The following is a 15,806-nucleotide window of genomic DNA, read 5'->3' as shown; positions in this document are numbered from 1 at the left end:
TTCAACAACTTAACCATCTGGCACAGATCTCGCTATAGCCCTTCCCACACCCGTTTCACCCACAAAAATAACAATCGAAGGAGCACACCATGAGTGTGATCATCGCCTTGGCAGCCCTGGCGCTGCTGATGCTTGCGGCCTACCGTGGCTACAGCGTTATCCTCTTTGCCCCGATCGCCGCCCTCGGCGCCGTCCTGCTCACCGACCCTTCCGCCGTCGCCCCAGCTTTCACCGGGGTGTTCATGGAGAAAATGGTCGGCTTCATCAAACTCTACTTTCCCGTGTTCCTGCTCGGCGCCGTATTCGGCAAGCTGATCGAGCTGTCGGGTTTCTCCCGCTCGATTGTCGCAGCAGCGATACGCTTGCTCGGCACCCGCCAGGCGATGCTGGTGATCGTGCTGGTCTGTGCCCTGCTCACCTACGGCGGCGTTTCGCTGTTCGTGGTGGTGTTCGCGGTTTACCCGTTCGCGGCGGAAATGTTTCGCCAGAGCAATATCCCCAAACGCCTGATCCCGGCGACCATCGCCCTCGGCGCGTTCTCGTTCACCATGGACGCCCTGCCCGGCACGCCGCAGATCCAGAACATCATCCCCAGCACCTTCTTCAACACCACCGCATGGGCGGCGCCGTGGCTGGGTGTGATCGGCACGATTTTCGTGTTCTGCGCCGGCATGCTGTTCTTGCAGCGCCAACGCAACAAGGCTCACCGTGCGGGTGAAGGCTACGGCACCGAACTGCGCAACGAACCGGAAACCGCCGAAGACCTGAAGCTGCCGAACCCCTGGATTGCGCTTTCGCCGCTGCTGGCGGTGGGCATCATGAACCTGCTGTTCACCCAGTGGATTCCACAGTGGTACGGCAAAACCCACAGCCTCGCGCTGCCGGGCATGGCCGCGCCGGTCACCACCGAAATCGCCAAACTGACGGCGATCTGGGCGGTGCAAGCGGCTTTGCTGGTGGGCATCCTGATGGTGCTGGCGTTCGGTTTTAAAGCCATCAAAAGCAAGCTCGCCGAGGGCAGCAAAAGCGCTGTCAGCGGAGCGCTGCTGGCGGCGATGAATACCGCGTCGGAATACGGTTTCGGCGCTGTGATCGCTTCGTTGCCGGGGTTTCTGGTGCTGGCCGACTGGCTCAAGAGCATTCCCAATCCACTGGTCAACGAAGCGATCACCGTGACCTTGCTGGCGGGTATCACCGGCTCCGCTTCGGGCGGCATGAGCATCGCGCTGGCCGCGATGTCCGAACAATTCATCAGCGCCGCCCACGCCGCCAATATTCCGCTGGAGGTGCTGCACCGGGTGGCCGCAATGGCCAGCGGCGGCATGGACACCCTGCCGCACAACGGCGCGGTGATCACCCTGCTCGCCGTCACCGGCCTGACTCACCGTGAGGCCTACAAGGACATTTTCTGTATTACGCTGATCAAGACCCTGGCGGTTTTCGTGGTGATCGGCACTTTCTACGCCACTGGCATTGTGTGAGGTATTGATGACGACTCTTTCTGGCAAGACCGCACTGGTTACCGGCTCCACCAGCGGCATCGGGCTGGGCATCGCCCTGACGCTGGCCAAGGCTGGCGCCAACCTGATCCTCAACGGCTTTGGCGATGCTTCAAAGGTGATTGCCGAAGTCGAACAGTTCGGCGGCAAAGTCGGCCATCACCCGGCGGACGTCAGCGACCCGGCGCAGATCGCCGACATGATCGCCTACGCCGAACGCGAATTCGGCGGCGTGGATATTCTGGTCAACAACGCCGGCATCCAGCACGTTGCGGCGGTTGAAGAGTTTCCTGTGGAGCGCTGGGATTCAATCATCGCGATCAACCTGTCGTCAGTGTTTCACAGCACCCGCCTGAGTTTGCCGGGCATGCGCGCCAAGGGTTGGGGCCGGATCATCAACATCGCCTCGGTGCACGGTCTGGTCGGTTCCACTGGCAAAGCCGCGTACGTGGCAGCCAAACATGGCGTGATCGGCCTGACCAAGGTGGTCGGCCTGGAAACCGCCGCCAGCAACGTCACCTGTAACGCCATCTGCCCGGGCTGGGTGCTGACGCCACTGGTGCAGAAGCAGATCGATGATCGCGCAGCCAAGGGTGTCGACCCACAGCAGGCGCAACACGACTTGCTGGCCGAGAAGCAGCCGTCGCTGGAGTTCGTCACCCCTGCACATCTGGGTGAACTGGTGCTGTTCCTGTGCAGCGAAGCCGGTAGCCAGGTGCGTGGCGCGGCGTGGAATATCGATGGCGGGTGGCTCGCGCAGTAAGCTTGCAACTGATCGCTCCCACGTTGCGGTGGGAGCTTTCTGACAAACAATAAGAGGCAAACCATGTCCGACATTCTCTGGCAGCCCGATGCCAAACGTATTGCCCGGTCCCGCATGGACGGCTTTCGGCGCTTCATCATCCAGCGTCACCACGTGCACCTCGACGACTACCCGGCCCTGCACCAATGGTCCATCGACCAGCGCGAAGCGTTCTGGCAGGCGATCGTCGATTTCTTCGATATCCGTTTTCATACCCAGCCCGACGCCGTTCTGCGTGACGGCCTGAAAATGCCGGGTGCCCAATGGTTTCCCGGCGCCACCCTGAACTTCGCCGAACACCTGCTGAGCCGACGCGACGATGCAATCGCCGTGATCGCCATCGGGGAAAACGGTCAGCGAGAATTGCTGACCTGGGCCGACCTGGCCCAACACGTCGCCGGGTTCCAGGCCAGCCTGCAAGCGGCCGGCGTCGTGGTCGGCGACCGGGTCGCGGCCTGCATGCCCAACACCTAGCAAACCCTGGTGGCAATGCTCGCGACCACCAGTCTCGGCGCAATCTGGTCCTGTTCCTCACCGGACTTCGGCACCCACGGGGTGATTGATCGCTTCGGCCAGATCGAACCGAAAGTGTTGATCACCTGTGCCGGTTACCGCTACGCCGGCAAAGCGATCGACCAGACCGTCAAGGTCAACGAAATCCTCGAGCAGTTGCCGTCCTTGCAACAGCTGATCATCGTGCCTTACGCACGACCTCAGGCGCAGGCCACGGATTACCGGACACCCGCTAACGTCACGCTGTGGGACGACTTCTACGAACCGGGCGATGAACCGCACTTCGTCCCGGTGCCGTTCGACCATCCGCTGTACGTGCTCTATTCGAGCGGCACCACCGGCGTACCTAAATGCATCGTTCACAGCACCGGCGGCGTGTTGCTGCAACACGCCAAGGAACACGGGCTGCATGTCGATCTGGGCCCCGGCGACCGCTTGTTCTACTACACCACTTGCGGCTGGATGATGTGGAACTGGCTGGTGTCGGCGCTGGCGGTCGGCAGCGCGGTGGTGCTGTATGACGGCTCACCGTTTTATCCGGACAACGAGCGAATGCTGGAGCTGCTGGACGACGAGCAGGTCAGCGTGTTCGGCACCAGCCCGAAATTTCTCGCGACCCTGGAAAACAGCGGCATCAAGCCCCGTGAAACCTACGACTTGAGCCACCTGAAAACCCTGCTCTGTACCGGTTCCGCGCTGTCGCCGCAGAGTTACGACTTCGTCTATCGCGATTTCAAACCCGACGTCTGCCTGTCCTCGATGTCCGGCGGCACGGACATCGTGTCCTGCTTCGTCAACGGCAACCCGATGTCGGCAGTGCGCCGGGGCGAGATCATGGGCAAGAGTCTGGCCATGGCCGTCGAAGTGTGGAATGACGCCGGGCAGCCGGTGATTGGCGAAAAAGGTGAGTTGGTGTGCACTCGACCATTCCCGGCGATGCCCGTCGGACTCTGGAACGATCCCGACGGCGAAAAGTTGCGCAAATCCTATTTCAGCCAGTTCCCCGGCGTCTGGGCCCAGGGTGACTACGCCGAACAATTGCCCCACGGCGGGATGCTGATTCACGGCCGCTCCGACGCCGTGCTCAACCCCGGCGGCGTGCGCATCGGTACCGCTGAAATCTACCGTCAGGTGGAGAAAGTTCCGGAGGTATTGGACAGTGTCGCCATTGGCCAACAATGGCAGGATGACGTGCGAGTAGTGCTGTTCGTGCGCCTCAAGGAAGGCGTAACGCTGGATGAGGCGCTGCAACAGCAGATCCGCCAGGTGATCCGCGCCAACACCACACCGCGCCATGTACCGGCGAAGATCGTCGCGGTCAGCGACATTCCGCGCACCATCAGCGGCAAGGTGGTGGAGCTGGCCGTGCGTAATGTGGTGCACGGTGAACCGGTGAAAAACACCGACGCGCTGGCCAACCCGCAAGCACTTGAGCAGTTTCGCAATCGGGTCGAACTTCGCGACTGACGCCTGTCAGTCCATCAGCCCCCACTCGCCAGTCGATGGCGGTGGGGACGACATGGTGTCGGCGTGGAGCTTCAGACGCAGGCGCAGGTTGTTGACCGAATCTGCGTTTTTCAGGGCCTCGTCTTCATCGATCACCCCTTCTGCCACCAGCGCAAACAGTGCACCGTCAAAGGTCTGCATGCCCAGTTCGGCCGATTTCTCCATGATGGTTTTCAGCTCGCCAAAGTCATTGCGCCGGATCAGGTCAGCAATCGTCGGCGTGCCGAGCATCACCTCGGCAGCGGCCCGGCGCTGACCGTCCCGGGTTCGGACCAGACGCTGGGAGACGAACGCCTTGAGGTGATTGCCCAAGGCATGCAGCAATTGTGGCCGGCGTTCTTCGGGGAAGAAATTGATGATCCGGTCCAGCGCCTGATTGGCGTTGTTGGCATGCAATGTCGACAACACAAGGTGCCCGGTTTCGGCGAAAGCCAGCGCATGCTCCATGGTCTCGCGGTCACGGATTTCGCCGATCAGCACCACGTCGGGGGCCTGGCGCAGGGTGTTTTTCAGCGCAGCGTGAAAGCTGCGCGTGTCGACTCCGACTTCGCGCTGGTTGATGATCGACTTCTTATGGCGATGGATGTATTCCACCGGGTCTTCAATGGTGATGATGTGACCGCTGCTGTGGCGATTGCGATGATCGATCAGCGCCGCCAGCGACGTGGATTTACCCGAGTCGGTGGCGCCGACGAACAGGATCAGCCCTTGCTTGAGCATCACCGATTCGAGCAATACCGACGGCAGTTTCAAGTCTTCGAATCGCGGAATATCGAGTTTGACGTTACGGATCACGATTGACACGTCGTTGCGTTGCTTGAAGATATTCACCCGAAAGCGACCGATGCCGGTGCGGGAAATCGCCAGGTTCATTTCCAGATCCCGGTCGAACTCCCGACGTTGTTCAGCGTCCATCAGGGAAGCGGCGACAGTGGCCACCTCACCGGGTTTGAAGGGCTGCTCGCTCAACGGCGTCAACACCCCGTCGAACCGCGCACTGGGCGGTGCGCCCGTGGACAGGAACAGATCCGAACCGTGGCGGCTCGCCAGTTGTTTGAGCAATGCATCGATTTCCATGGCCTAAAGCACCTGCGAAGCTTTCAATGAACACAAGACCGTGCGTCGTGACGCGACGGGTCTTACAGCGTCTACCGCACTAGGATAGTAGACGCCGCCTCACCGACCGATGTTCAGGATTGATGTGATGAACGCTGTACCAAACACCAACGACGCCCAGGCATTGATTGCCCGCACCGACTGGAGTCGCAGCCCGCTGGGCAGCGCCGACACCTGGCCACAAAGCCTGCGCACCGCGGTGGACATCGTGATTCACTCGCCGATGCCGATGCTGCTGTTGTGGGGCCCGCAACTGACCCAGATCTACAACAACGGCTTTGCGCTGCTCGCCGGGAGCAAACATCCGCACGCTTTCGGACAGCCGGCGCACCAGATATGGCCGGAACTTCGGGACTTTACCGACCCGATTTACAGCGCCGTCCTACAAGGCCAGGTGCGAACCTACAGCGAACGACGCTTTACCCTGCAACGGGACGGCAAGGATTCCGACTTCTGGCTGGATCTGACCTACAGCCCGATCCGCGACGAAAGCGCGCAAGTGGCCGGGATCCTGGTCACCGCCATTGAAACCAACGAACGCCGGCGCATCGCCCTGGAACTGCAGCAGCGCTCCGAAGACAGCCTCAAGGCCCAGCGCGAAAGCGAAGAGCGCCTGCAACTGGCGCTGGCGGCCACCGATGCGGTCGGCACCTGGGATTGGGATATCGGCGAAGACCGCTTCATTGCCGACGCGCATTTCGCCCAGTTGCACGGGGTCGACCCAGCGCTGGCCGGACAATTGCCGATCAGTGAATACCTGCACGGCGTGCACCCCGAAGACCGCGCGTTGATCGCCCGCAGCATCAAGCATTGCATCACCCACGGCACCGAATACGCCGAGGAGTATCGACTGCTGCAAGCCAATGGCGAGCTGCGCTGGGTGTTCGCCCGCGGGCGCTGCTACAAGGATCATCATGGCCGGCCGATGCGTTTTCTGGGCGCCGCGCTGGATTTGACCGAACGCAAACACACTGAACAGGCACTGCGTCAAAGCCAGACCGAGCTGCAACTGATCATTAACGCCATGCCGATTCTGATCAGCTACGTCGACCACGAACAACGCTTTCGCCTGAATAACGCCGCGTACCTGGACTGGTACGGGCTCACGCCGCAAGAGCTGTACGGCCGCACGATCCGCGAAGTGATCGGCGAAGAGGCCTATTTCCTGCGGGCGCCGTACATTGCCGAAGCGCTCGCCGGCCAACCCTGCTCGTTCAGTCTGTACACGCCACACCGTGACGGCAGTCAGCGGCATGCCTTGATGAATTACCTGCCACGCCACGGCGCGGACGGCGCGGTGAACGGCTTCTACATCTTCGTGATCGACGAGACCGAACGTAAAAAAACCGAAGAAGCCCTGCGCAACCTCAACGAAACCCTTGAGGAACGCGTGAGTGCGCGCACCGAACAACTGGCCCAGGCCAACCAGCGTTTGCAGAATGAAATGTTCGAACGCGAGCGTGCCGAAGACGCCCTGCGCCACGCGCAGAAAATGGAAGCGGTGGGCCAGCTCACCGGCGGCATCGCCCATGACTTCAACAACATGCTGACCGGAATCATCGGCAGCCTAGACCTGATGCAACGCTATATCGCCAGCGGTCGCACCGATGAAATCAGCCGTTTCACCGATGCGGCGGTGTCCTCGGCCAACCGCGCGGCGGCGCTGACCCACCGTCTGCTGGCGTTCTCCCGGCGTCAGTCGCTGGATCGCAAGACTATCGACGTCAACGAGCTGGTCCATTCACTTGAAGACCTGATCCGCCGCACCAAGGGCGATCCGATCGAGCTCAAGTTGCGCCTGGCCGACCATGTCTGGTCCGTCAGCACTGACGTCAGTCAACTGGAAAACGCCCTGCTCAACCTGGTGATCAACGCCCGTGATGCCATGCCCGACGGCGGCGAGCTGCTGATCGAAACGGCCAACGTTTACCTCGACGGCAACGACATCACCACACTCGAACCGGTCAAGGCCGGCGACTACCTGATGCTCGCGGTGAGCGACAACGGCACCGGCATGACGCCATCGGTGCGCTCGAAAGCCTTCGATCCGTTCTTCACCACCAAGCCGATCGGCCAGGGCACCGGGCTCGGGTTGTCGATGATTTATGGCTTCGCCCAGCAATCCGGCGGGCACGTCAGCCTCGACAGCCTGCCGGGCCAGGGCACCTGCGTGCGCCTGTACCTGCCGCGTTTGCATGCACTGGAACCGGAGCGGCCGGAGATCGAAACAGTCACCGAGACCCCTACTGTCGCCACCGGCGAAACCGTGGTGGTGGTCGAGGACGATCCGGCGGTGCGCATGCTGGTCATGGACCTGCTCAAGGAGCTGGGTTATCACGCCCATGAAGCCGAAGACGCCAAGGGTGCCTTGCCGCTACTCGAATCGGACCTGCGGGTGGACCTGCTGGTGACCGACGTCGGCCTGCCGGGCATGAACGGCCGGCAAATGGCGGAGATCGCTCGCCAGCATCGACCGGGGCTCAAAGTGTTGTTCATGACCGGTTACGCGCAGAAAGCCGCCGAGCGTCAGGGTTTTCTCGAGGACGGCATGGACATGGTCGCCAAGCCGTTTTCCATCGAACAGCTGGCCGGCAAGATCCGCGCGATGTTCAGCCAAACCCCGTGACTTGAGGCATAATCCGCGCCCCGCCGTCACCCCGCTACAGGTATTGCACGATGAAAGCCCAAGCCCGCCACATTCTGGTGAAGACCGCCGAAGAGGCTGAAAAACTCAAACAACGCATCGCCAACGGTGAAGCATTCGATGTGCTGGCGAAGAAATTTTCGACCTGTCCGTCCGGCAAGCGTGGCGGCGATCTGGGTGAAGTGCGGCCGGGTCAGATGGTCGGTGCGATCGATGCGGTGATCTTCAAGAAACCGCTGCGCACCGTGCACGGGCCGATCAAGAGCAAGTTCGGGTATCACCTGGTGCAGGTGTTTTTCCGCGACTGAGTGATTGACTTCGGGAGCAAGCTCGCTCCCACAAAGTATCTGTGAACGACACCAAACACTGTGGGAGCGAGCTTGCTCGCGATCCGATTGCGCAGCAATCGGCCATTCACCGATTACTTCGGAATCAGAGCTCCGGGTACTTGAATAACCCGGCTCGCTAGCAGATGGCCGGCCTGCGCCGCTTCCGTCGGGCTCCCTCCAAGCAAGCGACTGGCCAGATACGCCGCACTGAACGAATCCCCTGCCGCCGTGGTGTCCACCACCTTCTCGACCTTCTGCGCCGGGACTTCAAACGCTTCCCCGTCACAACGGATCAGACAGGCTTCGGCGCCGCGCTTGAGCACCACTTCCGGCGTGCCGATCTGCGCGTACGCTTCAAACACCGCGTCACAGTCTTCGAAATGGAACAGCGCCTGCTCGTCGTCCACCGTCAGCAACGCCAGATCGACATGAGGCAACACGCTGCGATAGGCCGCCCGCGCCTCCTCCACCGAGGCCCACAGGCGTGGACGGTAGTTGTTGTCGAAGACGATTCGCGCGTCACGCTGGCGGGCTTCGATCAAGGTCTCGATCAGTTTCTCCCGCCCCCGCGCACCGAGTACCGCCAGCGTGATGCCGCTGAAATACAGCACGTCGTAATCCGGCAGCGCCGCCAGAATCGGCGTGGCCGCCGGCGTGGTAAAGCAGTCGCGAACGGCGGCCTCGTTTCGCCAATACAGAAAGCGCCGCTCCCCGGCAGCATCGGTCTGGATGCAATACAAACCGGGCAGGCGACCGGGTAGACGCTGGACGAGATCCAGACCAATGCCTTCGTCGGCCCAACTGCGGCACATCGCGTCACTGAAGCTGTCATCACCCAGCGCCGTGACGTAGTCGACCTGCGCCTTGTCGCCCATGGCGCGGGACAGATAGACCGCGGTATTCAGCGTGTCACCGCCAAAGCTCTGTTGCAGGCTGCCATCGGCACGTTGCTGGAGTTCGATCATGCATTCGCCGATCAGGGCGATGCGCGGGGTGTTCGGCCCCAATGGACTGAGCGTATTCATCAGAAGCAGGTTTCCATGGTTTCGATCACCGCCAGCTGCTCGTCCACCAGCAGCCCCACGCGCCATTTGTCGAAGGTCAGGCACGGGTGCGAAGTGCCGAAGGAAATGATGTCGCCGACGCGCAACTCGACGCCCGGCGCCACGGTCATGAACGCGTGCTGATCCATTACCGCCGTCACCTTGCAGGCGCCGACATCGTCGCCCTCCGCCGGCAGCACACCGGCCTTGTAACGCAACAGCGGCACCGGCATGCCGGCGTCGAATGCCACGTCACGCTTGCCCAGAGCAATCACCGCAAAACCCGGCTCCGGCAGCGACTGCACGTGGGCCCAGACCTCCAGCGCCGGGCGCAGGCCTTCGTGCAGGTCGCTGCGACGGTCGAGCACGCAGCACTGGGCTTCCTTATAGATACCGTGGTCGTGAGCCACGTAACTGCCGGGACGCAACACGCTGAGGAAACGCCCGCCAGCGTTCTGCGCTTCGAACGATTCGGCGATCAGGTCGTACCAGGCCGAACCCGATGCAGTGATGATCGGCTTGGCGATGGCAAACGCCCCGCTGTCCTGCAACTGCACCGCCAGACGCACCAGCGAGGCGGCGAATTCACGGATGCCGCTGACAGCGTGATCGCCATGGATCACGCCCTCGTAACCTTCAATGCCGGTCAGGGCCAGCGCCGGCTGCGCGCCGATGGCCTTGGCCAGTTCGATGACTTCCTGCTCGCTTCGGCAACCGCAGCGGCCGCCGACCACGCCGTACTCGATCATCACGTTCAGGCGTACGCCGCGTGACGCGAAATAGGCGCCCAGATCGGCAACGTTGTCCGGATGATCGACCATGCAATAGAAATCGAAGCCCGAATCGGCCGCCAGCAGGTCGGCAATCAACGCCATGTTCGGCGTGCCGACCAGTTGGTTGGCCATCAGCACCCGGCGCACGCCGTGGGCGTAAGCGGCGCGGGTCTGGGTGGCGCTGGCCAGGGTGATACCCCAGGCGCCGGCGTCGAGCTGACGACGAAACAGCGCCGGGGTCATGCTGGTCTTGCCGTGGGGCGCGAGTTCGGCGCCGCTGTCGCTGACGAATTTCTGCATCCAGCGGATGTTGTGCTCCAACGCTTCGCGGTGCAGCACCAGCGCCGGCAAGCTGATGTCACGCACCAGTTGCGCGCCGAGGGCGGCATCGCCCTTTTCCACGGCAGCAGTGTTGTTGGCAGTCGTCATGGTCGAACTCCTCACAGTCGCGCCCGCAGGCAGGCGCGGTTATTCGTTGATTCGCCGGGCGAGGCTGTTGGCGCTCTCGATCAAGACCCGGCGATAGTCGTTGTAATGGGTCTTGGCATCGGCACGCGGGGCGACGATGCACAGGGTGCAGATGGCAACGCCTTGAGGGTCTTTGACCGGGGCGGCGAAGCAATGGGTAAAGGTGTCGGCGACACTGTCGAAGGAGAAGAAACCGTCGATGCCGGCCTGACGGATTTCCGCCAGAAACGTCTCCATCGGCAGGCGTTCGCCATCGGGCAAAATGAAGTCGTCGGGGTCGATCAGGTCGCTGATCTGCTGGTCGCTCAAGTGCGCCAGCAGCAGACGCCCGGACGCGGTCCACGGGATCGGCGCGTTCTCGCCGATATCGGAAGAAATGCGGAAATGCCGCTCGCCCTCCTTCATCAGCGCCACCGTGTATTTGCGCCCGTTGAGCAGGCACATCTGCGCGGTTTCCCGGGTCTGGCTGACGATCTCCTGCAAGGCGTGATCGGCCTCGCGACTGAGGTCGAAATGCCGCAAGTGCGCCTGGCCGAGGAAATACAGCTGACGACCGAGATAGACGTGACCGTCCTTGCCCACCGGCTCCAGAATCCGCCGCTCGAGCAACGAGGCCACCAGTTCGTAGACCGTGGATTTCGGGCTGCCGATGCCGTTGGCGATGTCGTTCGGGCGCAGTGGCTGGCCGATCTCCTTGAGGAAATCGAGGATATCGAACGCCCGGTCCAGACCGCGTGCCCGGCGCTTGATGGTGTCTTCGGTCATTTCAGTGGTTCCCATTCAAAGTGCCGGGAGTTTATCGCGAAAGACCGCTCCCACGCTCTGCGCGGGAGCGGTCGACGCTCAGGCCTTTTTCTTGTACGCGATGCAGTCGATCTCGACCTTGCAGTCGACCATCATGCTCGCCTGCACACAGGCCCGGGCCGGAGCGTGTTCAGGCTTGAAGTACTCGCCGAAGACCTTGTTGAAACTGGTGAAATCCCGCGGATCGTCCAGCCACACGCCGGCGCGTACCACATCTTCCAGGCCATAACCGGCCTCTTCGAGAATCGCGATCAGGTTCTTCATGGTCTGGTGCGTCTGCTCGACGATGCCACCGACAATGATCTCGCCATCCACCGCCGGCACCTGCCCGGAAACGTGCAGCCAGCCATCGGCTTCAACGGCGCGGGCGAATGGACGAGGCTGGCCGCCAGCGGCGGTGCTGCCGGTGCCGTAACGAGTAATGCTCATGGATGTTTCTCCTGATTGAAAACGTGAAAAGTCAGAACCGCGTGCTTTTGAGAAATTCCGCCAGCCGCGGCGATTGAGGGCGCTCGAACAGTTCCTTGGGAGGCCCTTGCTCTTCGATGCGCCCCTGATTCATGAAAACGATCTTGTCCGAGACCTCGAATGCAAAACGCATTTCGTGGGTCACCAGCAACATGGTCATGCCGTCCTCGGCCAGACCCTTGATCACGTTCAGCACTTCGCCGACCAGTTCCGGGTCGAGGGCCGAGGTGACTTCGTCGAACAGCATCAGGCTCGGGTTCATCGCAATCGCCCGGGCAATCGCCACGCGCTGCTGCTGACCGCCGGACAACTGGCCGGGAAAGTGATTGCGCCGCTCCAGCAGGCCGACCCGCTCCAGCCATTTTTCGGCCAGGGCCACGGCTTCGTCCTTGTGCATCTTTTTGACTTTCAGCAGGCCGAGCGTGACGTTCTGCAACGCGGTGAGGTGCGGGAACAGGTTGAATTGCTGGAATGCCATGCCGGTCATCGCGCGATGGCGAGCGATGACTTTTTCCGGGTGACGCACGCGTTTGCCGTTGAGTTCGTCATAACCGATGGATTCGCCGTCGAGCAGGATCTGCCCGCCCTGGAATTCCTCGAGCATGTTCACGCAGCGCAGCAGCGTGGTCTTGCCCGAGCCACTGGAGCCGATCAGGGTCACGACGTTGCCGCGCTGCATGCTCAGGTCGACACCTTTGAGCACTTCGACTGCGCCGTATTGTTTGTGCAGACCACGGATGTCCAGCAGGGGCTGACCGTTCTGGACGTTGGAAACTTGAGCTTGAGTCATGGCAGGGCCACCCGCTTTTCAATGTGCCGGCCGAGTAATTCGATGCCGTAGTTGATGACGAAGAACAGAAAACCGGCGAACAGGTAAAACTCCAGGGTCATGAACGTCCGGGCGATGATCTGCTGGGTGCTGAGCAGCAGTTCGGCCACGCCGATCACCGACAGCAAGGTCGAGGCCTTGACGATCTCCGTGGACGAGTTGACCCAGGTCGGCAGGATCTGCCGCAGCGCCTGCGGCAACAGCACATAACCGAGGGACTGATAGAACGTCAGGCCGATGGCCTTGCCGGCTTCCATCTGCCCGCGCGGCAACGCTTGCAACGCACCGCGCACGATCTCGGCGACGTGCGAGCCGCAGAACAGCGTCAATCCGAGTGCGCCGGCTTGAAACGCGCTGATCTGCCAGCCGAGCGCCGGTGCCATGTAGAAGCACGCCAGCACCAGCACGAACACCGGCGTGCCGCGAATCAGGTCGACATACAAGCGAAATGGCGCGCGCATCCAGAACTTGCCGTAAGTCAGCACCAGCCCGGCCAACACGCCGATGACCGTGCCGAACAGAATCGCCAGCGCCGATACCTGCACGCTGGTCAGAAAGCCGTGCCACAAGGCTTCGCGGGCAATCCACAACTCATGCAACCAACTGGGGGATTCGTACATCGCAGCCTCCTATCGGCGGATTGCCAGACGCTGCTCGAGGTAACGCAGCAGCATGGCAATGAGGTAACAGGCCGCGACATACAACGCCGTGGTCACCAGCCAGGTTTCAATCACCCGGTAGCTTTCGACGTTGATCTTGCGCGCGTAATAGGTCAGCTCCGGCACCGCGATCGCGGCGGCCAGCGAGGTGTCCTTGAACAGCGAAATGAAGTTGTTCGACAGCGCCGGCAGCACATTGCGCAACATCACCGGCACGGTGACGTAGGCCTTCACCTGCCACTCGCCCAGACCAATCGCCAGCCCCGCTTCACGCTGGCCCTTGGGAATGCTCAACAAGCCGCCGCGGAACACTTCGGTCAAGTACGCCCCGGCATACAGCGACAGGGTGATGATGAACGAAGGGATCTTGTCCAGCCGGATCCCCAGACTCGGCAACGCAAAGTAGATCAACAGAATCAACACCAGAATCGGCGTGTTACGGATCACCGTCACATACACCGATGCGAGCACCCGCAAGGCGCGATGCCTGGACAGCAAGGCAAACGCCATCAGCAGGCCGATCACGCAGCCGATGGCGATCGACACCAGCGCCAGTTCGAGGCCCAGACCGAGCCCCGCCAGCAAGGTGTCGAAATCGCGCCACACGGCGGCAAAGTTCAACTGATAGTTCATGGTCGGCAGTACCTTGAGCGGGGCGCGTCAGGGCGCCCCACTCTCACGGGATCATTTGAATTCGACAGGGAAACCGATGGCGGGCGATGGCAGATCCACGCCGAACCATTGCTTGAACGACGCGGCGTAGGTCGGGAACTCAACGCCGGTCATGGCTTCATGCAGGGTGGTGTTGACGAAGTTCAGCCAATCCTGATCGCCACGCTTGACGGCGCAGGCATAAGTCTGCGGGCTCCAGGCGTAAGTCGGGCTGCGGTAGCGGCCAGGGTTCTGCACCATCAGGTATTTGACCGAAGACTGGTCGGTGGCCGCCGCATCGGCGCGACCGGAATTCACCGCCTGATACATCAGATCAACGCTGTCGTACTGATCGACCTTGGCCTTGGGCAGTGCCTGGTGCACCAGCTCTTCGGCGTACACGTTTTGCAGCACCGCCACCGTCACGCTGTCGCCCGCGGCCTGCAGGTCTTCGATTTCCTTGTACTTGCTGTTGTTCGGCAGCAGCAGGCCGACGCCTTCGCGGTAGTACGGCAAGGTGAACGCCACTTGCTGCGCACGGCTGGCGGTAACGGTGATGAACTGGCAGCTCATGTCGACCTTGTCGGTCAGCAGGTTGGGAATCCGCGCGTCGGACGACTGCACCACGAACTCGACCTTGCTCGGGTCATTGAACAGACCTTTGGCCACCATCCGGGCGATGTCGATATCAAAGCCCTGCAATTTGCCGTCCGCGCCCTGGAAGTGCCACGGCGCATTGGTGCTGCCGGTACCCACAATCAGTTTTCCACGGGCCAGGACGCTGTCGAGCTTGCTGTCGGCCGCCTGGGCCATACCCATGACAGCGGACGAAGCCGCAAGAACAAAAACACACGCTTTGAACAAGGAAGGTCGGCGATGCATGGCAAGCACTCCAGGAAGTTGTTTATTCCGCTATACCGGAATTTGGTTTGTTACTACGGAATAGACAGCAGAAAGTGTGCCACAGGATTCGCGGGGAATCTGCAATGGATTGAAATTTGTTTTGAATCAACGAGATGGCGATTACCCGGGAAACGGAGTAACCAAACGCGACTCCACATTTCGCTACTTTGCGTCACACATGGCGGGTATCCGGGCCACATCCTGGTGCGCGATGCACGATTGGGAGCGGGCTGCACCTGTCAACTCTGACAGTTGCAGCAACGGCCGCAGCGCCCCTAACATCGCGCTGTCCAACACATTGAATAAAGGAGGCTCCAATGACGACGCCGACTCGATATTCAGCGTTGCCGCCGACGTACCGGAAGGTTTTGAAAGCCAGGCGCCTTGTCGTCCTGTATTTCTTCAACGAGCACTGCGGCGCCTGCGTTTTCGCAGGTCCAGTGTTCCTCGAGATCGCCAAACCTTTCCGACCGTGGATGGATATCTTCATGCTCGATACCGCACAGTCGTGCCGGCATCCGGATGTCACGGGGACCCCGACAGTGTTGTTCTATAAGGAAGGCGTTCTGGTCAAAAAACTGAAAGGCATCGGTACGGAAGAATCCCTGCTGCAAGACTTCACCCAACACCTGGGCAAATCCAGAACCTGCGCCACTGCGCGCAAACCGGCCCATGACCTGAAGTGGCTGCGCCACACCCTCAGCACCCTCTGCACCATCCCCCGCGCAAGACGATGGAACTTTTCCTGAAAGTGCCACCCAAAAGCCATCAGGCAATGGCACTCTCGTTCCAATTGATC

14 protein-coding genes and 1 pseudogene are annotated in these 15,806 nt (G+C 61.3%); 6 read left to right on the top strand and 9 right to left on the bottom strand.

What is annotated here, in order from left to right:
• Positions 1–89 precede the first annotated feature (89 nt).
• The 3 genes and pseudogenes from MKZ87_RS02005 to MKZ87_RS01995 all read left to right on the top strand — a co-directional run bounded on the left by MKZ87_RS02005 (position 90) and on the right by MKZ87_RS01995 (position 4,281).
• On the top strand, positions 90–1,481 hold the full coding sequence (locus MKZ87_RS02005; RefSeq protein ID WP_085701918.1) for a GntP family permease: 1,392 nt from the start codon (positions 90–92) through the stop codon (positions 1,479–1,481).
• Positions 1,482–1,488: 7 nt separating this feature from the next.
• Positions 1,489–2,262 carry a 3-hydroxybutyrate dehydrogenase gene (gene hbdH, locus MKZ87_RS02000; RefSeq protein WP_266200162.1) on the top strand — a complete coding sequence of 258 codons (774 nt, stop codon included), beginning with the start codon at positions 1,489–1,491 and terminating at the stop codon, positions 2,260–2,262.
• 63 nt (positions 2,263–2,325) lie between these two features.
• A pseudogene (locus MKZ87_RS01995) lies at positions 2,326–4,281 on the top strand (acetoacetate--CoA ligase).
• 6 nt (positions 4,282–4,287) lie between these two features.
• Here the strand turns inward: MKZ87_RS01995 and MKZ87_RS01990 are convergent.
• Positions 4,288–5,397 carry a PilT/PilU family type 4a pilus ATPase gene (locus tag MKZ87_RS01990; protein WP_085701916.1) on the bottom strand — a complete coding sequence of 370 codons (1,110 nt, stop codon included), beginning with the start codon at positions 5,395–5,397 and terminating at the stop codon, positions 4,288–4,290.
• A 127-nt stretch (positions 5,398–5,524) separates the two neighbouring features.
• Here MKZ87_RS01990 and MKZ87_RS01985 point away from each other — a divergent pair, with 127 nt between their 5' ends.
• Both MKZ87_RS01985 and MKZ87_RS01980 read left to right on the top strand, forming a co-directional pair.
• Positions 5,525–8,062, top strand: coding sequence for a PAS domain-containing protein (locus tag MKZ87_RS01985; RefSeq protein WP_266200161.1), 2,538 nt, complete (start codon positions 5,525–5,527; stop codon positions 8,060–8,062).
• A gap of 50 nt (positions 8,063–8,112) precedes the next feature.
• Positions 8,113–8,388: a peptidylprolyl isomerase gene (locus MKZ87_RS01980; RefSeq protein ID WP_085695956.1), complete on the top strand. Its 276-nt coding sequence runs from the start codon at positions 8,113–8,115 to the stop codon at positions 8,386–8,388.
• A 113-nt stretch (positions 8,389–8,501) separates the two neighbouring features.
• On the opposite strand, the gene MKZ87_RS01975 is transcribed toward MKZ87_RS01980, so the two are convergent.
• From MKZ87_RS01975 to MKZ87_RS01940, 8 genes are all read right to left on the bottom strand, one after another.
• Positions 8,502–9,434 carry a sugar kinase gene (locus MKZ87_RS01975; RefSeq protein WP_085701914.1) on the bottom strand — a complete coding sequence of 311 codons (933 nt, stop codon included), beginning with the start codon at positions 9,432–9,434 and terminating at the stop codon, positions 8,502–8,504.
• Positions 9,434–10,654, bottom strand: a complete 1,221-nt coding sequence (locus tag MKZ87_RS01970) for an amino acid deaminase (RefSeq protein ID WP_227232726.1) — start codon at positions 10,652–10,654, stop codon at positions 9,434–9,436. The genes MKZ87_RS01975 and MKZ87_RS01970 overlap by 1 nt, the downstream gene beginning before the upstream one ends.
• A gap of 39 nt (positions 10,655–10,693) precedes the next feature.
• The gene (locus MKZ87_RS01965) at positions 10,694–11,458 is read right to left on the bottom strand and encodes an IclR family transcriptional regulator (protein WP_085695953.1); all 765 of its coding nucleotides are present in this window, start codon (positions 11,456–11,458) and stop codon (positions 10,694–10,696) included.
• Positions 11,459–11,536: 78 nt separating this feature from the next.
• Positions 11,537–11,926 carry a RidA family protein gene (locus tag MKZ87_RS01960; protein ID WP_039768794.1) on the bottom strand — a complete coding sequence of 130 codons (390 nt, stop codon included), beginning with the start codon at positions 11,924–11,926 and terminating at the stop codon, positions 11,537–11,539.
• A gap of 31 nt (positions 11,927–11,957) precedes the next feature.
• A complete protein-coding gene (locus MKZ87_RS01955) occupies positions 11,958–12,755 on the bottom strand; it encodes an amino acid ABC transporter ATP-binding protein (RefSeq protein WP_011334480.1) in 798 nt (265 codons plus the stop codon).
• Positions 12,752–13,414, bottom strand: a complete 663-nt coding sequence (locus MKZ87_RS01950; protein ID WP_266200160.1) for an amino acid ABC transporter permease — start codon at positions 13,412–13,414, stop codon at positions 12,752–12,754. The genes MKZ87_RS01955 and MKZ87_RS01950 overlap by 4 nt, the downstream gene beginning before the upstream one ends.
• A 9-nt stretch (positions 13,415–13,423) precedes the next feature.
• The gene (locus tag MKZ87_RS01945; protein ID WP_007960243.1) at positions 13,424–14,086 is read right to left on the bottom strand and encodes an amino acid ABC transporter permease; all 663 of its coding nucleotides are present in this window, start codon (positions 14,084–14,086) and stop codon (positions 13,424–13,426) included.
• A 51-nt stretch (positions 14,087–14,137) separates the two neighbouring features.
• Positions 14,138–14,986 (bottom strand): transporter substrate-binding domain-containing protein, encoded by an 849-nt coding sequence (locus MKZ87_RS01940; protein WP_085695951.1) that lies wholly within the window; start codon positions 14,984–14,986, stop codon positions 14,138–14,140.
• 338 nt (positions 14,987–15,324) lie between these two features.
• On the opposite strand from MKZ87_RS01940, the gene MKZ87_RS01935 reads away from it, so the two are divergent.
• Entirely contained in the window at positions 15,325–15,756 is a 432-nt protein-coding gene (locus MKZ87_RS01935; RefSeq protein ID WP_085695950.1) for a thioredoxin family protein, read from the top strand.
• The last annotated feature ends 50 nt before the right edge of the window (positions 15,757–15,806 follow it).

This window comes from Pseudomonas sp. MCal1 (assembly GCF_026341415.1).
In the GTDB taxonomy this organism is placed as follows: Bacteria; Pseudomonadota; Gammaproteobacteria; order Pseudomonadales; family Pseudomonadaceae; genus Aquipseudomonas.
The sequence above is the reverse complement of the archived record's forward strand: the minus strand, read 5'-3'. Positions and strand labels throughout refer to the sequence as shown.